At 49.1% G+C, this 23448-nt stretch carries 21 protein-coding genes, 1 rRNA gene and 1 other RNA gene; 20 read left to right on the forward strand and 3 right to left on the reverse strand.

What is annotated here, in order from left to right; all coding sequences use genetic code 11:
• Positions 1 to 78 precede the first annotated feature (78 nt).
• Positions 79 to 2151, reverse strand: coding sequence for a serine hydrolase domain-containing protein (locus tag PVOR_RS02445; protein ID WP_006207490.1), 2073 nt, complete (start codon positions 2149 to 2151; stop codon positions 79 to 81).
• A 256-nt stretch (positions 2152 to 2407) separates the two neighbouring features.
• Entirely contained in the window at positions 2408 to 2932 is a 525-nt protein-coding gene (locus PVOR_RS02450) for a phosphatase PAP2 family protein (protein WP_006207491.1), read from the reverse strand.
• Between the two features lie 349 nt (positions 2933 to 3281).
• Between PVOR_RS02450 and PVOR_RS02455 the strand changes: the two genes are divergently transcribed.
• From PVOR_RS02455 to argS, 5 genes are all read left to right on the forward strand, one after another.
• A complete protein-coding gene (locus tag PVOR_RS02455; protein ID WP_006207492.1) occupies positions 3282 to 4139 on the forward strand; it encodes a carbon-nitrogen hydrolase family protein in 858 nt (285 codons plus the stop codon).
• A gap of 50 nt (positions 4140 to 4189) precedes the next feature.
• A complete protein-coding gene (locus PVOR_RS02460; RefSeq protein ID WP_006207493.1) occupies positions 4190 to 4861 on the forward strand; it encodes a GNAT family N-acetyltransferase in 672 nt (223 codons plus the stop codon).
• 72 nt (positions 4862 to 4933) lie between these two features.
• Positions 4934 to 5605, forward strand: coding sequence for a hypothetical protein (locus PVOR_RS02465; protein WP_006207494.1), 672 nt, complete (start codon positions 4934 to 4936; stop codon positions 5603 to 5605).
• A 221-nt stretch (positions 5606 to 5826) separates the two neighbouring features.
• Positions 5827 to 6252 carry a DUF1934 domain-containing protein gene (locus PVOR_RS02470; RefSeq protein ID WP_006207495.1) on the forward strand — a complete coding sequence of 142 codons (426 nt, stop codon included), beginning with the start codon at positions 5827 to 5829 and terminating at the stop codon, positions 6250 to 6252.
• A complete protein-coding gene (gene argS / locus PVOR_RS02475) occupies positions 6249 to 7928 on the forward strand; it encodes an arginine--tRNA ligase (protein WP_006207496.1) in 1680 nt (559 codons plus the stop codon). Before PVOR_RS02470 ends, argS begins: the two co-directional genes overlap by 4 nt.
• Positions 7929 to 8082: 154 nt before the next feature.
• On the opposite strand, the gene PVOR_RS02480 is transcribed toward argS, so the two are convergent.
• On the reverse strand, positions 8083 to 9195 hold the full coding sequence (locus tag PVOR_RS02480; RefSeq protein ID WP_006207497.1) for a S8 family peptidase: 1113 nt from the start codon (positions 9193 to 9195) through the stop codon (positions 8083 to 8085).
• 369 nt (positions 9196 to 9564) lie between these two features.
• Between PVOR_RS02480 and rpoE the strand changes: the two genes are divergently transcribed.
• The 15 genes from rpoE to PVOR_RS02550 all read left to right on the forward strand — a co-directional run.
• Positions 9565 to 10131, forward strand: coding sequence for a DNA-directed RNA polymerase subunit delta (rpoE, locus tag PVOR_RS02485; protein ID WP_006207498.1), 567 nt, complete (start codon positions 9565 to 9567; stop codon positions 10129 to 10131).
• Between the two features lie 681 nt (positions 10132 to 10812).
• On the forward strand, positions 10813 to 12414 hold the full coding sequence (locus PVOR_RS02490) for a CTP synthase (RefSeq protein ID WP_006207499.1): 1602 nt from the start codon (positions 10813 to 10815) through the stop codon (positions 12412 to 12414).
• A 274-nt stretch (positions 12415 to 12688) separates the two neighbouring features.
• A complete protein-coding gene (locus PVOR_RS02495; protein ID WP_006207500.1) occupies positions 12689 to 13081 on the forward strand; it encodes a response regulator in 393 nt (130 codons plus the stop codon).
• 174 nt (positions 13082 to 13255) lie between these two features.
• Positions 13256 to 14110 carry a class II fructose-1,6-bisphosphate aldolase gene (fba, locus tag PVOR_RS02500; RefSeq protein ID WP_006207501.1) on the forward strand — a complete coding sequence of 285 codons (855 nt, stop codon included), beginning with the start codon at positions 13256 to 13258 and terminating at the stop codon, positions 14108 to 14110.
• A gap of 203 nt (positions 14111 to 14313) precedes the next feature.
• A complete protein-coding gene (locus PVOR_RS02505) occupies positions 14314 to 15573 on the forward strand; it encodes a UDP-N-acetylglucosamine 1-carboxyvinyltransferase (RefSeq protein ID WP_006207502.1) in 1260 nt (419 codons plus the stop codon).
• Between the two features lie 151 nt (positions 15574 to 15724).
• Positions 15725 to 17062 carry a transcription termination factor Rho gene (rho, locus tag PVOR_RS02510; protein WP_006207503.1) on the forward strand — a complete coding sequence of 446 codons (1338 nt, stop codon included), beginning with the start codon at positions 15725 to 15727 and terminating at the stop codon, positions 17060 to 17062.
• Between the two features lie 24 nt (positions 17063 to 17086).
• Positions 17087 to 18364 carry a radical SAM protein gene (locus PVOR_RS02515; protein ID WP_006207504.1) on the forward strand — a complete coding sequence of 426 codons (1278 nt, stop codon included), beginning with the start codon at positions 17087 to 17089 and terminating at the stop codon, positions 18362 to 18364.
• A gap of 178 nt (positions 18365 to 18542) precedes the next feature.
• On the forward strand, positions 18543 to 18740 hold the full coding sequence (gene rpmE / locus PVOR_RS02520; protein WP_006207505.1) for a 50S ribosomal protein L31: 198 nt from the start codon (positions 18543 to 18545) through the stop codon (positions 18738 to 18740).
• 117 nt (positions 18741 to 18857) lie between these two features.
• Positions 18858 to 19124, forward strand: an RNA gene (gene ffs / locus PVOR_RS29470) — signal recognition particle sRNA large type.
• 292 nt (positions 19125 to 19416) lie between these two features.
• The gene (dnaX, locus tag PVOR_RS02525; RefSeq protein ID WP_006207507.1) at positions 19417 to 21138 is read left to right on the forward strand and encodes a DNA polymerase III subunit gamma/tau; all 1722 of its coding nucleotides are present in this window, start codon (positions 19417 to 19419) and stop codon (positions 21136 to 21138) included.
• Positions 21139 to 21178: 40 nt separating this feature from the next.
• Positions 21179 to 21490, forward strand: coding sequence for a YbaB/EbfC family nucleoid-associated protein (locus tag PVOR_RS02530; RefSeq protein ID WP_006207508.1), 312 nt, complete (start codon positions 21179 to 21181; stop codon positions 21488 to 21490).
• A 25-nt stretch (positions 21491 to 21515) separates the two neighbouring features.
• A complete protein-coding gene (gene recR / locus PVOR_RS02535) occupies positions 21516 to 22115 on the forward strand; it encodes a recombination mediator RecR (protein WP_006207509.1) in 600 nt (199 codons plus the stop codon).
• A 314-nt stretch (positions 22116 to 22429) separates the two neighbouring features.
• Positions 22430 to 22720: a hypothetical protein gene (locus PVOR_RS02540; RefSeq protein WP_006207510.1), complete on the forward strand. Its 291-nt coding sequence runs from the start codon at positions 22430 to 22432 to the stop codon at positions 22718 to 22720.
• 47 nt (positions 22721 to 22767) lie between these two features.
• Positions 22768 to 23034: a pro-sigmaK processing inhibitor BofA family protein gene (locus PVOR_RS02545; protein WP_006207511.1), complete on the forward strand. Its 267-nt coding sequence runs from the start codon at positions 22768 to 22770 to the stop codon at positions 23032 to 23034.
• Between the two features lie 338 nt (positions 23035 to 23372).
• A 16S ribosomal RNA gene (locus PVOR_RS02550) occupies positions 23373 to 23448 on the forward strand; the annotation flags it as partial.

Raw genomic sequence — 23448 nt, forward strand, 5'->3', positions numbered from 1 at the left:
TCACTGCGCCCCATGACAGTAAAAAAGCAAGCAACCCTATGTAAGCCTATCGGCTGATCGGGTTGCTTGCTTTTGTGTTTATTTCAGGGTGATACCGAACGCCGAGCCCGGGGTACCGGCAAATACGACGGTTCCATTGGCAGGGAGCTTCACTTCGTTAGAACCGCTGGCAACGGTGTAGTTCACAACGGCACCTTGCTCGTCATATACGGCGAATGCGCCTTGTGCCGGCAGCGTCACTGTCATCGTTTTGCCTGCAACGGCATCAGAGACGGTGTACCATTTGGCATATCCATCGGCTTGCAGGGTAACGGTTGATTTTTTTCCTTTGTAAAGGGGCTTAACGTCTTTCTCGCTCACAAAGAGCGATCCGGCAGCTTCGAGATACTCCACGCCTTTTTCCTTATAGAAACGGAATTCAGACGTATCCCGGCTTCCAATAGCCGGAACTCGATGCTCGCTTACTGCGGTATCCGGGTCGATGATTTTCTTATCGATCATATAACCTTCCAAACCACTCTTGCTGCTGATCTCTACGGACGGCTTCATAATGAAGTACATCAGCGACGTGAATTTCTCATTTAACGGATAGAAGGTTTGACCTTCCCGCTTAGCCCAAGCGGCAGCGGTTTCCTTGGACAGCGGGTTCGCTTCCATCTTCTCGGCGGAATACTGCGAGATGGCAAGCTGTCCGAGTCCAGGAATGGATACATATTGCCTTACCCATAAGTAGATCCCGTCATTTTTCTCGGTTACGAAGCTGACCTTCGTACTGCCATCCGCGCTGACAAATGTTCCATCCGCAGTGTACACATATTTCTCTGCCGGATAATCCGGAACCATAGGTACGGAGATCGACAGTTCGCCATCCTTGATGTCGGCTTTCATCTGTTGATTAGTCACGCCATAGTATCCGGCGTATTTGGTGATGTCGTCAGGCATATCCGCCTTGACGGGTTTGCCGAATGATTTTTCCGGCTTGAATTCCTTAATGGTGCCCTTCTCCTTCAGTGCGTGCAGCAACATTTCGCTCGCCATCAGTTGGTTTGTGGAGCTGGAACCGCCCGAGGATAACACAGCAGCAGCCATGTTTTGCTCTGGAAGGACAACGAGAGAGGCGTGATACAGAATGGTGTCCCCACCTTTGGTCACGGCTTTCATATCATATTGGTTGAACGGGAACAGTCTGACGCTGTCCCAGCCCAGTCCGTAATCAAACGAATTGTCGGCGTCGGCCGGCCACAGGCCTTTTTTATACTCTTCTTGTTCCATGGCCTTGATGGACTTGTCGGTGAGAATGCCTTCCGCTTCGCCCGTGAAGATCTGTGCGAATTGAACGAGATCCTCAGCCGTGGAATAGATGCCGCCGGTACCTATGACGTTAATTGTTTCGTTAGGAAGCTGTCCCTGATGAGTAGGATAATAAAGTCCAGCCATTTGTTTCAAATTCAATTCATCCTGGGATGTCTTGGTATGATCCAAATCCAAAGGCTCGGTGAAATTTTCGTGAATGAATGAGGTAAAGCTTTTGCCGCTGATTTTTTCCACCAGAATTTCAGCCAGCGTAAAACCGTCATTACAATAAACGGAGTATGCGCCCGGATCTGCTTTCAGGTTTTGGGTGGATAATTGCTTCAATAATATGTCATGCGCATGAGCATCGTTATCCTCGAACAGAAATGCATTGTTCAGGCTCGAGCCCTGCAGTCCGGAGGAATGGTTAAGTAGCATGCGCGGCGTAATTTTTTTGTAGCGCTCGTCTTTCATTGTGAATTCGGGTATGTACTGAACGAGAGGCGTATCCAGATTGATTTTCCCGTCATCCACCAATTTCATCACCGAAGCGGCGGTAAACATTTTACTCGTGGAGCCGATGCCATACATCGTATCCTGGGTCAGCGGAATCTTTCCTTCGATATCGTTCACGCCTGCTTGCCCGGACACGGTAATATTGCCGTTATCGATAAGGGCATATTGGACGCTTGTGGTTCCATAAGTCTCTGTGAGCAGCTTTGCTTTTTCTGCGGCGGTTTTCTCCAGGCCCTGGACAGCGGCGGTAACCTGGCTGTTATCTGCTGCCATGACCCCGGCTGGAAGAACCAGTGTGACGGCGAATAGGGTAACGAGCATCCGTGATAGTCTTTTCTTCAATGAATAAATACCTCCTTATTATGATGTATTAGTTAGTACGATTTACCAGCTGGAATGGTTCAATTTATTTTAGAGTTTCTAAGGATTTGTAGTGAAAGCGCATGGGAAGCGAGCGATAAGTTCTGCCTTGGAGTCTTAGAATGATGGGGACGAGGAATGCTTACTTGATAACGGGTACTGCCTATGGACAACACAAAAAAACCACGCCTTCCATCATGGGCCGCCGCAGTGGCCAGTTGGGAATGCATGGTTTCTTTTAACTGAGTACGATGAGCAGAGCCGAAGTGGTTCCGACAAAACAGCCGGCAAGGCAATCCGAAGGATAATGAAAGCCGAGATAAATGCGTGACAGGCTGACCGTAAGCGCCAGCAGGATCAAGAGTAATGACAGCCACGGTGTTATGAATAGAAAAGGGGTAACAATAGAAAATATGGCCGTGGAGTGTCCCGAAGGAAACGAATGATCCTTCATCGGTTTTTTCTCAAACCGTACTTGCTCTAAAGCCAGGTAAGGCCTGATGCGCCGCATCTTTCTTTTGATGAGGGCCGTAACCAGAAAGCTGAGGGACAGTGCAATAAAGCTCTGCCATCCCATCGTATTCCACGGCTCCGGTGCAAAAAACGCTATCGAAAGTGTTAGCACAATGGTAAAGATAGCACCCCCCATATGGGTGACCAGCGCGAGCATCGAATCCACCGTTTTGTTGCTGATCTTGCGGTTTAACCAGCGGAAGATAAGGTGGTCATGTTGCTGAAGCCAATCCATCGAACGAGTAATCATTGTGAACAGAACACCTCACATTATAATTTTGTAAGCTGGCAGCTTGCCATAGGGCCAGTTCATGACTGCCGTGTATGCTTGTAAGGGCTGAGATTCATAGTGTGACCAAGGGCTTACATACGACAGTATACAGGACAATTGTTAAGTGTGGGTATGAATGATGCGTATTTTTTCATAAAATCGAACTTTATTTGATACAGGTGACGCCTTGGATAACCGTTTCGGCGTGTTTTCGGACGTTCCCGTCATAACTAGGGTTTCCAGAAGGGGCCGACTTGATGTTCTCATGTTCTCGGAGCCCGGAATCCGATATAATGAAGGCATCTAACCATTTATAAGGAGGAAAAGCATGAAATTTCGCGTTTCTGCCGTGCAATATCATCTGCACACCATTCAATCCTTTGACGATTTTGCCCATCAGTCGGAGCATTACATTCGGACGGCGGAGGAATTTGAAGCCGATTTTGTGCTGTTTCCGGAATTTTTCACAACACAGCTGATGTCCATCGGGGACGATCAGGGCAAAGCATTAACGATCCATGATCTTCCGGATTTCACAGACCGATACCGTGAGCTGTTCCAAGGCTTTGCGAAGCAATATAACATTCATATCATTGGGGGAACCCACGCCATTCGTCGTGAAGGGAAGCTGTACAATGTGGCGCATCTGTTTTATCCGGACGGCCGCATCGCGGAGCAGGCCAAGATCCATATTACGCCTTCGGAGATCTCCGGATGGAATATGGGGGCAGGCGAGGGGCTTGAAGTGTTTGAGACAGACAAAGGCACCATTGCGATGCTGACCTGTTATGACATTGAATTCCCTGAGATTGTACGGATGGCCAAGGCCAAAGGGGCTGACGTCATTTTCTGTCCATCCTGCACGGATGACCGACATGGGTTCCATCGTGTGCGGTACACGAGCCATGCTCGCGCCATTGAGAATCAAGTCTACGTGGTGCTGACCGGTACGGTAGGCTCGCTGCCCACCGTGGATCTGATGCGCGCGAACTTCGGACAGGCGGCTATCATTACGCCGAACGACATTCCGTTCCCGCCCCAAGGTCTGCTGGCTGAGGGCGAGCTGAACCATGATATGCTCATTACCGCGGATCTCGATCTGGATTTACTGTATCAAGTGCGGGAGAAAGGCTCTGTAACGACTTGGCGTGACCGCCGCACCGATCTGTATCCAGATTGGGAGTGAAGCCCGGTTTCTCATAGCTTGAAAAATAGGACAGAGGCGGTGCAGAGGAAATGGCCCGGTTTCAGCAATGGTTATATGTATTTGACGACAACCGGCCGGTGCCGGTTGTCGTTCGAAGTTACACGGAAGCAGACTTTGACGAGCTGATCGTTATCCAATCCGAGACGTTCCCGCCCCCGTATCCGCCGGAGCAATGGTGGAACAAGGAACAGCTAATGCAGCATGTCACTTTGTTTCCAGAAGGTGCGCTATGTGTTGAAGTAGACGGCGTGCTCGCCGGGTCGATCACTTCGCTCATCGTGGATTACGATCCGCTGCAGCCCGCTCATTCTTGGGCGGACACAACGGATAACGGATATATTCGGACGCATAAGCCGGAGGGAAATACGCTTTACATCGCCGATATTTGCGTCAGGCCACGCTTCCGTAAGCTTGGCCTTGGCAAGTGGCTGATCCAGTCGCTGTATCATGTGACGGTCGAACAGGGACTGGACCGGCTGCTTGGCGGTGGACGGATGCCGGGATATCATCGGCATGCCGATGAGATGTCAGCTGCGGAGTGTCTGGACGCGGTAGTCCAGGGGGATCTGAAAGATCCGGTGATTACGTTCCTGCTGCGCTGCGGCAGAACGCCTATCGGAGTGGCTGCCGAATATCTGGAGGATGCGGAGTCCTGCAATTACGGTGCTCTGATGGAATGGAAGAACCCGTTTAGAGGATGATGACGTGTCAATTGCACCATCATTCTCCCGAACGTTAAATAAACAACTTCATATATAAGGAGGTTTTACGAAGTGGAATATATTCGCATAACGAGTATTAATGATCCCTTGTTTCGCAAAATGCACAATCTGATGAAGGAAGTCTTTCCTCCGGAAGAAGTGCTGGAGTTCAGTCTATGGAAGGAACCGCTGGAAGATCCGGGTATTCGGGTATTTGTTGCCCTGCATGAAGAAGAGGTGGTCGGTACGACGGAGTATCGTTATTACGAGGACTGGAATGTGGCGATGACTGATTTCACCATCATCGGACGCGAAGGGCTTGGCATCGGCCGATTTCTGGCGCTGCATCGCCTGAAGGATCTGAACCAACTGGCAGCAGCGAACGGTAAAGAGCTGTTCGGCATGTTTGCCGAGATTTACGATCCCTACCAGGTGCTGGACTATGCATTTGGCGGGGTGAAGCCGATGGATCCGTTTGTTCGTCGTGAGGTGCTGTCGCATCTTGGCTATAAACGCACGGATCTCACGTATGTCCATCCATCCTGGAACAACGATGGCGAAGCGGTGAGCGGGCTCGATTTCTGCTTTATGCCGGGTGATGACACTGTGGATGAACTGCCTGCAGATCTGATTGTGAACTTCCTGAAGCGATATTATGCCGTCCTGCCTGAGAAGCCACAGGCATGGAACGACATGATTGCCAAGCTGGAAGCACAGGAGAGGGTAGCGCTGCTGCCGCTGTAAACCAAGTCGATAGGGAGTGCCTGATTCTTCATGAATCAGGCCTATTCTGTTATCGAAGCACTAGTGGAATTGACGTGTTGAATTCCAGTGAATGGCCCGAGTGATGGGCAGGGAAATTGGAGATAGAGGCTCATATATTTGACTTTTGCTAAAATCCTCATTTGAATTGCAAGGCCATACTGGATATAGTAATACAATAGGTAAGGAAAAGAGGAACGTACATGAACGACCGAAAACAAGTGAGCATCCGTCTTCACAGCCTTCACGAAGGGGAGAATACGGTACAGGAGCTGCCCGCAGAGGCTTTTATCAAAGGGAGTGCTCTGTATGTTCGTTATACAGAACCCGCACTCGGGCCGCATCAAGGGGAAACCCGGGCGATGCTCAAGCTGACGGAGGACGGGCTTAAGCTGATTCGGCACGGCGAGGTGGAATCCGAGCAGTCGTTTCAGCTGGGTCAGCGGTTACCGGGTTACTACCGCTCTCCGTTCACTTCATTTAATCTGTCTACGCATACCCAGCGTCTGGAGCTGGCGCTTGAGGGCATGTCCGGACGCGCGGCTTGGGCGTATGATTTATATGTGTCGGGCGAGTTTTCGGGACACTTTTCTATTAGTTTGACTATTCAGGAGGCACAAGAATCATGACTATGAATCCATTAGATCACATTAACGGGCTGGTTGCCGAAGCGGTAGCGGACGCTGCCGTGGCTGCAGGGCTGGTTTCCCGTGAGGAGCTGCCGGCCATTACGCTGGAAGTGCCGAAGGATAAATCGCACGGTGATTTGGCGACGAATGCTGCGATGCAGCTGACGCGTATCGCCAAGAAGAATCCCCGGCAAATTGCCGAGGCTATTCTGGAGCATTTGGACACGGCAAAAGCTTCCATTGAGAAAGCGGAGATTGCCGGACCGGGTTTTATTAATTTTACCCTGGACAAGGGTTACCTCTATCCCATCGTAGCTTTGGTACAAGAGCAGGGCGACAACTACGGACGGATTACCATCGGCGAGGGACAGAAGGTTCAGATGGAGTTTGTCAGTGCCAATCCGACAGGAAGCCTGCACCTGGGCCATGCCCGCGGCGCAGCCGTAGGCGATGCGCTCTGCAATGTGCTCGACTATGCAGGATACGAAGTAACGCGCGAGTATTACATTAATGATGCAGGCAATCAGGTCGTGAACCTGATTAAATCCCTGGAAGCTCGGTATTTGCAAGAGCTGGGTCAAGATGCCGAAATGCCGGAAGACGGCTACCATGGCGAAGATATCAAAGGTTTTGCCAAAGAGCTTGTGGCTGAGAAAGGCGATTCCTTGTTGTCCATGAGCCCTGGAGAGAGAACAGCCTTTTTCCGTGAGTTCGGGCTCGAGAAGGAACTGGGCAAAATCAAACGCGATTTGAATCGATTCCGCGTTCATTTTGACGAATGGTTTAGCGAAACGTCCCTTTACGAGGACGGTCTTGTCGAGAAGTCTCTGGAAGAGCTGAGATCAAAAGGCGAGGCCTACGAGAAGGATGGAGCAACCTGGCTTCGTACAACCGACTATGGGGATGATAAGGACCGCGTCCTCGTTAAGAATGACGGAACCTATACTTACCTGACACCGGATATTGCGTACCACCGCAACAAATACGAGCGCGGATACGACAAGATCCTCAATATTTGGGGAGCGGACCACCACGGTTATGTCCCGCGTATGAAGGCTGCCATGGAGGCGCTTGGCAATGATCCGGACAAACTGATTGTATTGATCGCCCAGATGGTCAGCTTGTTCCAGGATGGCGAGAAAGTGAAAATGTCCAAGCGTACCGGCAAAGCGGTAACGATGGAAGACCTGATGGATGAAGTAGGTGTGGACGCGATTCGTTACTTCTTCACGATGCGCAGCATGGATTCCCATCTGGATTTCGATATGGATTTGGCAGTTTCTACGTCCAACGAAAACCCGGTGTTCTATGTACAATACGCACACGCACGTATTTGCAGCGTATTCCGCCAAGCCGAGGAGCAAGGGATCAACCTGCTGCCGCTAGCTGAAGTGAACCTGAGCGTGCTCACCGCCGAGCATGAATACGACATTTTGCGCAAAATCGGGGAACTCCCGCAGGAAGTGTCGCTTGCTGCGGATAACTACGCTCCGCACAGACTCATCCGTTATGTATATGAGCTGGCTTCTTCGTTCCACAGCTACTATAGAGCCGAGCGTGTTATTACAGAGGATGCGGATCAGACACAGGCACGTCTTGCTCTCCTTGGAGCTGTTCGTACCGTAATCGCTAACGTGCTTCGCCTGATGGGCGTATCGGCGCCAGAACGTATGTAATGGAGTTTTGGTTCAACTTTCCTTGATATAGGTGACAACAGCCGTCTTTCCGTGGGGGAAGGCGGCTGTTTTTTTGTAAGCGAATTTCATTTTTGGGGTCCATTCTTAAGTGCAAGATTATAATTTCATGCCCTCGCGCAAAAATTTGAAAGCATTAACCTCTCCGTCGGAGACGCTGTATCCTTTTTTGAGACTTAGAGTGGAGAGGAGGTACGCCGCAGCAGGGCTTTTGAGTGGTTGCCGTTTTCAGATCAGGTTTTTGCGCAAGCAGCAGGGCGATGGTTCCGCTGACATGAGAAGTGGCCATGGAGGTACCGCTCATCTCGTGGTATTTTCCCTGCAGCCAGGCCGACACGATTTTGTCTCCAGGTGCATAAATATCTACAAATTGCCCGCGATTGCTGAAGGCTGGAATTTTTCGGTGGCGATCGGTAGCTCCGACAGATATGGTTTGGGGATAGCGGGCGGGATAGTCAGCTGTACGGCGTTTGCCGTCATTGCCGGAGGATGCAACAATAATGACGCCTGCTTGGTTGGCCTTGCCTACGATATCCAGCAGTGCGCGGCTTCGGGTCTGCATACCGAAACTCATATTGATGATATCGATCTCGGCGCGTACGCACCAATCGATTGCCAGAATAATATCCGATACGAAGGCGGACCCGTTATGATCAAAGGCCTTAACAGGATATACCACAGATCGGGGGGCAACGCCGATCATGCCTTGCGTGCTGTTCGCGGCAGCGATCGTGCCCGAAATATGCGTTCCGTGCCCATTGTCATCGTACGGCGGCATGTTTCGATGAACCAGATTGATCCCCCTGGTCAGCGAGTATTTCAGATCCGGATGAGAAAAATCCACACCTGTGTCAATAACGGCAATCTTCATGCGGTGTCCTGTCGAGATAGACCAGGCATGAGGGGCTTTGATTTGCTTGATACCCCATGGGATCCCGGTTAACGTTCCAATTGTTCCCTGTATGGCCTGGATATGAACCTGTTCATCCTCCTCGACCATCAGCTCATGTCGAAACTCCGCTTCAAACTTCGCTGTCTGGGGAGCCGGAGCGATGATGGTGTGGGTAAGCGGCGAGTAGCTGATCGATTCCGGGAAACGCGCTTTCCCGGCGAGCCGATTCCATTCGCTGATGCATTCCTGGTACAGCTGAGGGTCATGAAACGTGAGGAGCCGCCGGTTCTTGTCCCGGACGTTCCGCATAGGGTTCGTCTCTGTCAGTAGTGATTGCATGATCCGGGTGTAATCCATGTGTGGCAATCTCCCTTCTCGATGAACCGTTGCTTCAGTATTGTATGAGTCGGGGTGAGAGCCCGAATGGGATGTTGCCCTTTTTCCGGGAAATAGGCCCTGATTCGCGTGTCAAAGACAGAAGGGCGAACATAAGATACATGGAGAGAATATCAAGGTTCTCTTATCTATCCCGTAAGGAGTCGATCCTTGGGGCGGGTACAGTCAGAAGACGGAGAGGAAGAGTCTCCGTCTTTTTCCTTTTTGGTATCGGACGGGCCGTGGCGCATAAAAACTTGATTTTTATTTCCAAATAGGTTTTACTTAGTTTTGATAATGGATATGTTGAGGGTATAACGTGAAGATTTGTGTGAGAGGAAGTGTGCGTTAGTGAGTAATCCGCTCAATTTAAAGATCGATCCGGAGAAGATTCAGGAAATCCCAATGGTTGACCTGGCTTTTATGGTTCTGAAGGCGGCCAACACGCCGTATTATTACCGTGACCTTATGAATGAGGTGGCCAAGCTTCGCGGCTTTACGGAAAAGGAAATTAACGAAACGATTGCCCAGTTATATACCGAGATCAATATAGACGGACGTTTCGCATGTGTAGGAACGAATCTGTGGGGACTGAAGCGTTGGTACCCGCTTGAGAAGTCCGAAGATCCGATTGCGAACGCGAAGCGTCCGCGGATCATTAATGATGAAGACGACGATGATGACGACTTCACGGATGAAGAGGAAACTTACAGTGCCGACGAAACCGAGGATGATTTTGACAGCATCGACGATGACGATGATGATCACGATGATCTCTTCTCGGATGAGGACGATGCCGAAGATGAAGTAGATGAAGACGTTGTTCTGGATGATGACGAATTGGATGATGAAGATTCAGAATCCGAGGAAGAAGAGGATCTGGAAGAGGAAGAATTTGAGGAAAAGGATAAGGATTAATCCGTCTCTCAGCAGCGGCTTATGGGCCCGTCTGCTTTGTTTATGACTTTGTTTTACGGTGTCAGGTGATTGGGGAATTTTGAGCTTTGTTCTTCTCTTGACAAGCAGATAAGGCACAGAGTAAACTATTGCTTGGGCTTATGATTGTGGATTAAATATGTTTAATATAAAAGTGCCCCGTTATTTATTCGGGGTCACTTTTTTTGTTTTTAAGGTATTAGAAAGTGCAGACGACGCTAGCTTCTGGACCTGAAATCGCAAGAAAACTTACCATAAAAAATTGGGTCTGTCTTCTATGGAGTATGTCGATAGGCGTTTTTCTTGTGGGCTAGAAAGTATCCTGCTTGTAGGGAAGTACTGATCTCTGCAGTGAATAATCCGCTTTGGCGGATGTCTCTTGCCAAGCTTCGTGCCGATTAAGATTTAGGTGCTTGGATGAGATGTGATGAGATTTCGGAATCGCTCGGCGCCGGTATGATGCCGTGCAGGCAGCTCTATACGAGGATCATTGAAGCGTCAAGTATATGCGGTTTGTAATAGGTCGGAGGTCAGCTCGCTCACCATTTTTGGAAGCGAGCCATGCTTTTTGTTGGTCCCTCTGATGAATCAGGGGAAAACGGGTTAGGATAAACATCATATGTCGCCTGAAGTTATGGAGATTATATAGGAGGGTTTTTAACAGTGACAAAGTATATTTTTGTAACAGGCGGAGTCGTGTCATCTCTTGGTAAGGGAATTACCGCCGCTTCGCTCGGTAGATTGCTTAAGAACAGAGGGCTCAAGGTAACGATTCAGAAATTCGATCCGTACATTAATATAGATCCGGGCACCATGAGTCCATACCAGCATGGCGAAGTGTTCGTTACTGACGATGGTGCGGAAACCGACCTGGACCTGGGACACTATGAGCGCTTCATCGATATTAACCTATCGAAGAACAGCAATGTGACAACAGGTAAAGTATACTCATCTGTCATCAGCAAGGAGCGTCGGGGAGAATATTTGGGCGGCACCGTGCAGGTTATCCCTCATATTACGAATGAAATTAAAGAGCGCGTATTCCGTGCAGGCCGTGAAGCGGGTTCGGATGTAGTCATTACCGAAATCGGCGGCACGGTTGGTGATATCGAAAGCCTTCCTTTCCTTGAGGCCATCCGTCAAATCAAGAGCGACGTTGGCCGTGAGAACGTCATGTATATTCATGTAACCCTCATTCCATATATTAAGGCAGCTGGTGAAGTGAAAACGAAGCCGACCCAGCACAGTGTAAAAGAACTTCGCAGTATCGGCATTCAGCCAAATGTCATTGTCTGCCGTACAGAACATGAGCTTTCAACCGAGATGAAAGCGAAAATCGCGCTCTTCTGCGACATTGATCCTAACGCGGTCGTAGAATGCCGCGATGCGTCCTCACTCTATGAGGTACCGCTGAATTTGCGTGATGAAGGTCTTGATGAAATTGTAGTCAATCATTTGAAATTAACGACACCGGCACCGGATATGAGCGAGTGGGAAGATCTCGTAGAACGCGTATCCAAGCTGGAGAAGACCGTTGAGATCGCAATTGTTGGTAAATATGTCGCGCTCCATGATGCGTACCTTAGTGTTGTTGAGTCATTATCCCACGCCGGATTTGATGCGAATGCCGAAGTGAAGGTCCGCTGGGTAAATGCCGAAGAAATTACGGCAGACAACGTCGAAGATATGCTGAATGGCATAGGCGGCATCCTCGTACCGGGCGGATTTGGTGACCGGGGTATCGAGGGTAAGATCAGTGCAATTCGTTATGCTCGCGAGCGCAATATTCCATTCTTCGGTATCTGCCTTGGCATGCAGGTGTCGGTTATCGAATATGCCCGCTCCATTCTGGGACTGAGTGGTGCGAACAGCTCTGAGATCGATCCGGCTACTGAATATCCGGTCATCGATCTTCTGCCGGAGCAGAAAGACATTGAGGATCTCGGCGGTACGATGCGTCTTGGATTGTATCCATGCAAGCTGGTTCCGGGATCACTTGCGGAGTCCTGCTATCAGGATGAGCTGGTTTATGAAAGACATCGCCACCGGTATGAATTCAACAACCAATACCGTGAAGATATCGAGAAAGCAGGCTTGCGTATTTCCGGTACATCTCCGGATGGACGCTTGGTTGAAATTGTGGAACTGCCAGGACATCCATGGTTCCTTGCTGTGCAATTCCATCCGGAGTTCACTTCTCGTCCAAACCGTCCCCAGCCGCTGTTCCGTGAATTTGTAAAAGCTTCGATTCAGCACAATGCATAATATGGGAAGAGCCTCTTTTGAAGAGGCTCTTTTTTGACTTTATTTTATATTTTCGGTGCGTTTGTAAAGTTTTTGGACAGGGTTCGAAGTAAACATCCTTGCTGTCGACTTTGTTTACAGCTATCCATTTATCTTTTTTTCGTACTTTTTTCGAGATAGGAAGGAATTCGACATCTACAGGCGAATACAAATAATGGTCGGTTTATGGGAAAGTTAGGAACTTTCGAGTTTGCATATACTCATTGCACGATTTAAGTATCGGGAGGTTGGAAGGATGAGCAAACAAAGCAAACACAAAGTGTTGATTGTGGATGACCAGAACGGTATCCGCATCCTGCTTGTGGAAGTGTTCAGCAGTGAAGGGTACGAGACGTTTCAAGCGGCGAACGGAAAGGCAGCGCTTGAAATTGTAAAGCTGCACACGCCGGATCTGGTGCTGCTGGATATGAAAATTCCTGGAATGGACGGGCTTGAGATTTTGAAGCATATTAAACAGATGAATCCGGACATCAAGGTGATCATGATGACAGCTTACGGGGAACTCGACATGATCAAGGAAGCAACCGATCTTGGCGCACTGATGCATTTCACCAAACCTTTTGATATTGATGAGATGCGGCAAGCCGTCAATATGCAGTTAAAAGGGACCGCCAACAATATCGGTTGAACTATGAATTCTGCTCAAAGGGCGGAATTCTTTTTTTTGCCAGAATGTGAGGTCCGTCGCAGCATTTTAGGAAATGCTTGTTTAGTATTTATGACGCGATGTGGTATAATAAGGCCGTATGTTATATCGGCTAAAAACCATAGACAAACTAAGCATCTTTAGGAGGATGAAACCATGCCATTAGTATCAATGACAGACATGCTGAACAAAGCACTTGAAGGTAAATATGCTGTTGGTCAATACAACATCAATAACCTGGAGTGGACATATGCAATTCTTGAAGCAGCTGAGCAAGAGAAATCTCCAGTCATTCTGGGTGTTTCTGAAGGCGCAGCTCGTTATATGGGTGGATTCAGCACCGTTGTACACATGGTAAAAGGTCTGATGGAGGATCTGAAAGTAACAGTTCCTGTCGCCATTCACCTTGACCACGGTTCAAGTGTTGAGAAGTGTAAAGAAGCAATCGACGCAGGATTCACTTCGGTTATGATCGATGATTCCCACAGCCCGATTGACACGAATATCGAAACAACGAAGCAAGTGGTTGAATACGCTCATTCCAAAGGTGTTTCCGTTGAGGCTGAAGTAGGCATGGTCGGCGGACAAGAAGATGACGTAATCGGTGACGTAATGTACGCGAAGCTGGACGACTGTGTACGCATCGTGAATGAGACAGGCATCGATACACTGGCACCTGCGCTTGGTTCTGTTCACGGTCCTTACAAAGGCGAGCCAAACCTTGGTTTCAAAGAGATGGAAGAAATCCGCAATGCAGTGAAGCTTCCATTGGTGCTTCATGGTGGTACGGGGATTCCGACTCATGATATCAAGAAAGCCATCTCTCTGGGTACTTCCAAAATTAACGTGAACACCGAGAACCAAATCTCGTTCTCCAAAGTTGTTCGTGAAGTGCTTGCTGCTAAACCAGAAGCTTACGATCCTCGTACATTCCTGAAACCAGGTCGTGAAGCGATCAAAGAAACCGTTGTTGGCAAAATCCGTGAGTTTGGTTCCAACAATCAAGCTTAATTCATAGTTATTCGAGTCGCTTGTAGCCCTAGGGGCCATAACAGGACGATTGGAATCACCTGAGATATTTAGGCTGTCTTATGCTGCATACAATGAAATGGAAAGCACACCGCATAGCCGGTGTTTTTCCATTTCATTTACTATAATGACGGCTATCAGAACCATTTCCGGCTGCGAAGTGATGTAGGGGGACCCGAAAGCTTATGGAAAAATTGATGATCAGCGGTGGACGCCCACTGCGAGGTACTGTAACAATCAGTGGTGCCAAGAACAGTGCAATTGCGTTAATTCCCGCCGCAATCCTGGCGGAATCGGAAGTCGTACTTGATAATTTGCCGCTTCTCAGCGATGTAGCTGTTTATGCTGAGATACTGGAAGAGTTAGGCGGTCAAGTTTCATGGGAAGGCAATCAGATGAGAATTGACCCTTCTGATATCAAATCTATTCCGATGCCTAACGGACCCGTGAAGAAACTGCGCGCGTCCTACTATATGATGGGCGCCATGCTTGGAAGATTTAAAGAAGCCGTGATCGGACTGCCGGGCGGCTGTAATTTTGAACCTCGTCCCATTGACCAGCACATTAAGGGCTTTGAAGCCCTGGGTGCGACCGTGACCAATGAACACGGTTCGATTCATCTGCACGCCAAAGAGCTGCGGGGCGCTAAGATATATCTGGATGTAAGCAGTGTTGGTGCAACCATTAACATTATGCTGGCGGCTGCCAAGGCCAAAGGCTCCACAATTATCGAAAATGCGGCGAAAGAGCCTGAAATTATAGATGTTGCTACACTATTAAATTCCATGGGAGCTGTCATCAAGGGCGCCGGGACGGAGACCATCCGGATTGAAGGCGTAACCGAGATGCATGGCTGCCGTCATTCCATTATTCCAGACCGGATTCAGGCCGGTACATATATGATTGCTGCTGCCGCTACACGCGGTGATGTTCTGATCGACAACGTCATTCCGAAGCATCTTGAAGCCCTTACGGCCAAGCTGATCGAGATGGGCGTTGGCATCGAAGAACTGGACGAAAGCATTCGCGTTACCGGTAAGGACCGGTATCAGCATGCCGACGTGAAGGCTCTTATATATCCTGGATTTGCAACGGATTTGCAATCACCGATGACCAGCCTGCTCACCCAAGCAGAAGGCGTCAGTGTCCTCAGTGATTTTGTATATAGCAACCGGTTTAAACATGTACCAGAGTTAGTTCGCATGGGGGCCAGAATCCGTGTGGAGGGACGCTCAGCCATTATTGAAGGCGGGCCGCTGAACGCAGCCAAAGTCAAGGCGACGGACCTTCGCGCAGGTGCCGCATTAGTCATTGCGGGTCTAACCGTACCCGAAGGGGTAACCGAAGTCAGTGGCGTGGAATTCATTGATCGCGGTTATGATCATCTGGTATCCAATCTGCGAATGCTGGGTGCTGACGTATGGCGTGAGACCGAGGAAGAGTGATTTTTTCCAAAATGAGGGAAATATGTGGACCGAACTGCATATCTCCCTCTGATTTGGGTAATGCTCCTAGTAAAGCTCTCATAGAATAATAGACTACATGACAGCAGGTTCTGCTGCGACAGAAACAAATAATTGAATAGGTGGTTATTGAATGGATTTACAAATATCCGATTTGGAAGGCATGAAGCTGACGGATCTGTATAAGCTGGCCAAGAAATATCAGATTCCTTATTATGGCCAGTTGAAGAAAAAAGAACTGATATTTGCGATTCTCCGAGCCCAGGCGGAACAGAGCGGCTTGATGTTTATGGAGGGCGTACTTGAGATTTTGCCGGAAGGATACGGCTTCCTTAGACCGATTAACTATTTGCCAAGCACGGAGGACATATACATCTCGGCATCCCAAATTCGCAAATTTGATTTACGGACCGGAGATTTGGTCTCAGGCAAATGTCGAACACCTAAAGAGAACGAACGTTACTTCGGACTGCTGCAGGTTAACGCCGTAAATGGAGAGAATCCAGCCGTTGCAGCGGAACGCTTGCACTTCCCAGCCTTGACTCCTCTTTATCCGCAAGAAAAGCTTGTTCTTGAAACATCCCCTAATCAGTTGTCAACCCGAATTATGGATTTGCTTGCACCTGTAGGTTTAGGACAACGCGGTTTGATCGTGGCGCCGCCAAAAGCAGGGAAAACGCTCCTCTTGAAAGAAATCGCCAACAGCATCTCAACCAACAATCCAGAGATTGAACTGTTTGTTTTACTCATCGATGAACGGCCAGAAGAAGTAACGGATATGCAGCGTTCCGTAAAGGGCGAGGTGGTTGCTTCAACGTTCGACGAGCTTCCGGAGAACCATATCAAGGTTGCGGAACTGGTATTGTCGCGTGCATTGAGGCTGGTGGAGCATAAGAAGGACGTTGTTATTTTGCTGGACAGCATTACCCGTCTTGCCCGTGCATACAACCTGGTCATTCCTCCTTCCGGCAGAACGCTAAGCGGCGGTATTGATCCTGCGGCATTCCATCGTCCGAAGCGTTTCTTCGGGTCTGCGCGTAACGTGGAAGAAGGCGGAAGTCTGACCATACTCGCTACTGCCTTGGTTGAAACAGGGTCCCGGATGGATGACATCATTTATGAGGAATTTAAAGGAACAGGCAATATGGAGCTGCATTTGGACCGCCGTTTCGCGGAACGTCGTATTTTCCCGGCAATCGACATTCGTCGCTCGGGTACACGGCGTGAAGAGGTGCTGCTGAACAAGGATGAACTGGACACCATTTGGGCAATCCGTAAAAATATGAACGATTCCGCTGACTTTGTGGAAGGGTTCCTCAAAAAAATGCGTGACAGCAAGAACAATGCGGAATTCTTGGCTTCATTTGATGTTAATGCCAACAGCAGCAGCGGTAACCGGGACTCAGGGCCGAGTCGGCCAGACGTCCATCGCGTGCATCTGCAGCGACGGCACCTCAGACGTAAGCCCTGAACAACCGGAGAATAGGAGATCAACATGTATTTGGTTTATGCAGATGAACAAGGGAACGTATACGACCATTCTGAGCTGTACGGGCTTGCCCGCAGTGGGGATATGATCGTTGAAATATTGGATGATGAATTGATACCTCTGCCAGATGGGGCTACGCTGGTCGGCCTTCCGAGTACCCGAGCCATCGGGATGGATCCTGAGACCGGTGAAATGATGCCGCTTGAAGACGGGTATACAGCTGTCGGAGCGCTTTTGCCGCAAGGCTATACCCGATTGTGCTTGCCAGGCTATGTGAAGTCAGACAAGGAATACAAGCTGCCGCTCTTCGGTTATTCGGCTGTCGTGTGGAAGGATGGCGCATTTTACACAACTGCGCGCTTGTCCGATGACCCTGAGAAGTGGAATCCAATGAATTGCGATTTGAATGATCTTGAGCTTGGGGTTAAGACTCTGAAGGAGAAATATCCGGAGAACCGGCTCTATGAGCATCTGTCCAACTGTGCATTGGGATACGAATGCCTCACGGCATCGAACACGTTCCTGAATCGCTGGGAGGGTGCGGTTCCCGTATCCTATTCCTGTAATGCAGGCTGTTTCGGGTGTATCTCGGAACAGCCGGATGACAGCGGCTTTGTCGCCCCTCAGACCCGGATGAATTTCCGCCCGAGGGTAGATGAGCTGGTGCAGGTGATGCTGGAACATCTGAAAACACCGGAGTCCATCATCAGCTTTGGCCAAGGTTGTGAGGGTGAGCCTTCCACACAAGCGAAGATCATTATCGAAGCGATGAGAGAAGTTCGGTCACAGACGGATATGGGATATATCAATATTAATACCAATGCGGGTTTGACCGATTTCATCCGCGGCATCGTGGATGCGGGCCTTGACTTGATGCGAGTGAGCACCATCAGTGCATTGGATGGCCATTATAACGCATACTACAAACCAAGAGGATATACGCTCGCTAATGTGGAGAAGTCCCTTCGCTATGCAACCGACCAAGGTGTGTATACTTCCATCAACTATCTGATCTTCCCCGGCGTAACCGATCGCGAGGAAGAGCTGGAAGCCATGATTGAGTTTGCCCGGCGTACTGGGCTTAAATTAATCCAGCTTCGTAATCTTAATATCGACCCTGAAAGCTATCTCCAGCTCATTCCGCCTGCACAAGGCGAGATTCTCGGGATGAAGCAGGCCATTGAGATTATGCAAGAGGAATTACCTGATGTGGTCATTGGATCCTACACTCATGTACCTCCTGCCGGACAGGCAAGACCGAAGAAGAGAACGTCTCTGATTTAACCGGTACACGGCCCGTTGTTTATCTGCTAAAAACAGGGTGAAATTCCATTTGTGAACTTGTCTGATGTTTTGTGTATGGGCTATTGCGCAATCAATATGCTCGTGATATACTCGGTTTATGTGTCCATATAACTCTGGGTCCGCATGAGGCTCAGGGCGGAAAGAGGTGAAAGCTACAATGAAACAAGATATTCAACCGAAATATCACGTTACTACAGTTACTTGTGCTTGCGGTAATACGTTTGAAACAGGTTCTGTAAAACCAGATCTTCGTGTAGAGATTTGCTCGAACTGTCATCCGTTCTTCACAGGTAAACAGAAATTCCTGGATGCTGGCGGTCGTGTTGATAGATTCAAAAAGAAATACGGTATCTAATAAACAAACCCTTCGCCCCTATGGCCGAAGGGTTTTTGTCTGTCTATAGGCGTGATATGCCTTGTAACTTCTTCCGTCGGTTGCTTTTTTGATAGCCATGCGATATACTAAAGTTCGCCGTGCTAGACGGGGAGGTAGCGGTGCCCTGTAACTCGCAATCCGCTGTAGCGAGGTTGAATTCCTGTTAGAGGTATTGTCGATGTGAGGCTGGTCCCTGCACTCAATGTTGACGGTTGGGTCCTCCGCAATGAGCACTTGTGAACCTGGTCAGGTCCGGAAGGAAGCAGCCATAAGCAAGATCGCTTTTGTGCCGGAGGGGTGCCTAGCCCGAGTTGTTGTTCAGGATTGCCGCTCGGATCGCAATTATCAATAACAGGTGCACGGTATACATAACTGCACATAACACCTTTGCCATTGGCAAGGGTGTTTTTTGTCGAGGCTGCCTGCTATCGAGGGAAATCCTTCATGCTAACTTGGATAAAGATTTCCAAGTAAACGTTTTGCTAAGGCAGGGGAAAGTAGTATAGAATGTAGTATAATATAACCGTTAACTCACGCTTTTTCAGGTTGAGATTGACCATGAAAGTAAGAGCAATGCACACGGAGATGGGGCTGCAGTCTATACCGATTAGTTATTAATCTTCGTGAAGTGGAAGTTGAAAGAGGGTAAAGCACAGTGGAACATATCGCGTTATATCGTGCTTGGCGACCGCAGTCATTCGGTGACATGGTGGGCCAGCAGCATATTATCCAGACCCTGCAGAATGCCATTCGCGAGCAGCGGGTTTCCCATGCCTACCTGTTCAGCGGTCCACGGGGTACGGGCAAGACCAGTGCCGCTAAAATTTTGGCCAAAGCCGTGAACTGCGAGCATGGTCCGGCTGAGGAACCCTGCAACGAATGCGAAGCCTGCCGGCGGATAACGTCCGGAGCCGTTATGGATGTTCAGGAGATCGACGCTGCATCCAACCGCGGTGTCGAGGAGATCCGTGATTTGCGGGAGAAGGTCAAATACGCACCGACCGAGGTCCGGCGCAAAGTTTATATTATCGATGAAGTGCACATGTTGACGACGGAAGCATTCAATGCCTTATTGAAAACGCTGGAGGAGCCGCCGGCACACGTGATGTTTATACTAGCGACAACAGAGCCCCATAGACTTCCTGCAACGATTATTTCACGCTGTCAGCGGTTTGATTTTCGGAGGGTCTCCCTTGATGAGCAAACCGGTCGATTGCAGCAGATTTGCGGGGAAGAGGGAATTACGGCAGATCATGAAGCGCTGCAGTATATTGCCCGCCTATCGGATGGCGGTATGCGTGATGCACTGAGTATTCTGGATCAGATCGCTTCGTTTACCGGTGGCACGGTGTCTTATCAACAGGTCATGGACATGACGGGTGGTATTGCCTCGGAGCAGTTTGGGCGTCTTGCCAGCGCCGTGAAACAGGGGGATGCCGGGCTCGTGCTGCAAATCGTGGAGCAGTTTATGCAGGAGGGAAAAAGTGCCGACAAGTGCATGGAGAATCTCCTGTATTATTTCCGTGATTTGCTTATGATCAAGATGGTGCCCGATGCCGACAAACTGACCGACCGGGTTCTGAATCCGGCAGAATTTCAGGAAATGGCCAATGCCTTCAGCCGCGATGAATTATTTCAGATGATTGATACGCTGAGCCGCTATCAGAGTGAGATGAAGTACGCCTCGCAGCCGCAAACCTTGTTTGAGGTAGCCCTGCTTAAGCTTTCCGGTATTCCTCAATCCGCGGGTGGGGCAACAAGTGCCCATGGTACAGCCGACGCCGGGGAGCTGGCTCAGTTGAAGCAGCATGTAGCCGCGCTCGAGAAGAAGCTGGAACGCCTGATGCAGAACGGTGTTCCAGCGTCGAACCAACGGGAAGCTGCCAAGTCTACCCGTACACCAGCGCCGAAAGCAGCATCATCAGCCAAGATTCCGCAGCATATGGATCAGTATGTAGCTTCCCGAACCGGGGAAGAGTACACCGCAGTTCAGCGGCAGTGGGCTCAAATACTCCAGAATGTAAAAGAGGAGAAGGTTACGGTCCACGCGTGGCTGATGGATGGAGAGCCGGTGTCCGTATGGGAGGACAAGGTGCTTGTCGCTTTCAAAAACAACATCCACCGCGAAACGACCGAGAAACCTGCGAATAAGCAGGTGATTGAAGGGGTGCTTGATTCTACGCTCGGCAAGCCGTATCATCTGGTGACGATGATGCTTCGTGACTGGAGCGACGCGGTTGAAGGAGCAGGCAAGCCTCAGGCAGAAGAGCTTAAGCTGGAGCACGAGGTGGCTGATGCTGAAGCCGGTGGAGAAAAACCATGGATTGATGAGGCGATCCAGTTATTTGGGGAAGACCTCGTTGTCATAAAAGACTAGCACGTGACTGCGTGCACCCTATTATAAGGAGAGATGAACCATGAATAATATGAACCAAATGATGAAGCAAGTGAAAAAGATGCAGGAGCAAATGCTGAAAGCTCAGGAAGAGCTGGCTACCAAAACCGTTGAAGGCACTTCCGGCGGAGGCGTGGTTACCGTAGAAGTGAGTGGGCACAAGCAAATTCTGTCCATCAACATCAAGCCGGAGGCAGTTGATCCGGATGACGTGGAAATGCTGCAGGACTTGGTGCTCACAGCGGTTAATGACGCACTTGCCAAGGCAGAAGAAATCGCAAATGCCGATATGGGCAAATTTACAGGCGGCATGAAAATCCCGGGCTTGTTCTAATCTAACCTAGAAGGAGTAGTTACATTTGTACTATCCTGAACCGATCGCGAAGCTCATTGACGCCTTTACGCGACTGCCGGGTGTGGGGCCGAAAACGGCCGCCCGCCTGGCTTTTCATGTTCTGAACATGAAGGAAGATGATGTTATTGATTTTGCCAAAGCGTTAGTCAGCGTCAAAAGGAATCTGCATTACTGCTCTGTCTGCTGTAATATCACCGATACGGATCCGTGCCGGGTATGTCAGGACAAGACCCGGGATCCCTCCACCATCTGCGTAGTACAGGATGCAAAAGATCTCGTGGCGATGGAGCGTACGAAGGAATTTGACGGCTACTATCACGTTCTTCATGGAGCGATATCTCCCATGGAGGGTATTGGACCGGACGAAATTCGTCTCAAGGAGCTGCTTACGCGCCTTAGCGACGAGAGAGTGAAAGAATTGATTTTGGCCACGAATGCGAATATTGAAGGTGAGGCGACGGCGATGTACATATCGCGGCTTGTCCGTCCATTTGATATTAAAGTGACCCGAATTGCTCATGGACTTCCTGTGGGCGGCGACTTGGAGTATGCGGATGAAGTAACCTTGTCCAAGGCGCTCGAAGGACGGCGTGAATTGAACTAATATGTTCTCACCATCCCTGCGCAGCTTAATTTAAATGAATCCTTGCTTACATTAGGGAGGGACATTAGGCGTTGCTGCAGCAGTGTTTTTTTCAAAAGAATAATGGTATAGGGATAGGCGGTCTTAAATCCCTGAACACGAACGAGCATTAGAAGGTATTCTGATGGCTCGTTTTTTCTTTGTCTTTTTGCTGTGCAGAAAGTAGAGTAGGGAAGATTTGTTTTGGTTCTAAGTTTGTCCTCCTCTCGATATGAATGTTACAGACGGTCATAATGGCAGTGCCAAACATTCATATTCATAGGAGAGTGAGCAGAATGAAGATATGGTGGAAGCAGTCGAAGAAGCGAGAGGAAGAAACCTACATCACGATTGAGGATCAAGAGCGGATGTGGCATGTATTCATGGATGTTCGGAGATCCCAGATGGAGTGGGAACGTGCTCATCTGCTATTTCAAGAGGCTACGGGTCAGGATCAGATTGATTATGCCATCTACATGCTGGAGGCAGCGGAACGTAAATACCAGATGAATCTCAAACAGGCCAAGCAGCTCAACCTGGATGGGGCGCAGATGCAGTATATCGAGCAGAAGAGAGAGAATGGCTAAAAGAGGCCGCTGTTGCGGTTCTTATACCATATGAAGGAGGAGTATCTATGAAACTGGTTGTTCTAGGGGTTCTAAGCATATCGCTATTATTGCTCATCTATATCATCTTCAGAAAGAAACTCGGGCTGGGTTGGTTAACTGTATTTGGCGCTCATCTTGCTCTCTCTGCGGTGGCGATTTATATTGTGAATTTCACTGGTTTAGCGGCGGAGACTTACATTCCCCTGAATCCAATGACCATTGGAACTGTAATGGTATTGGGTCTGCCTGGCGTAGCTCTCTTGGTCGGTTTAAAAATAACTTTATTAGGGTAGTTGACGCATGCTTATAATCTATGATACATTAATGTTCGCCCGTTTGATTTGGGGTGTAAAAGATTGACCGGTTAGGCAGAAGATTGATTGGAAAAAATACAAAAAAACTTCTTGACCAACAGCAAGCTAGTATGATATATTATAAAAGTCGCCGCTGAGATGCGGATGACAAACAAAAAACGATTGATCTTTGAAAACTGAACAACGAGTGAGTAAGGATTTTACTTGTAAAATCCATTGCGAAATCATCATGTACAAGCCTTTGGTTTGTTGGGTGATGGAGCATAAATAGAGAATTGAACAAATTCTCGTCAGTTTCTAAATGAGCAAGTCAAACCTTTTTGGAGAGTTTGATCCTGGCTCAGGACGAACGCTGGCGGCGTGCCTAATACATGCAAGTCGAGCGGACTTGAT

It is taken from the genome of Paenibacillus vortex V453, from assembly GCF_000193415.1.
Lineage (GTDB): Bacteria > Bacillota > Bacilli > Paenibacillales > Paenibacillaceae > Paenibacillus_AQ > Paenibacillus_AQ glucanolyticus.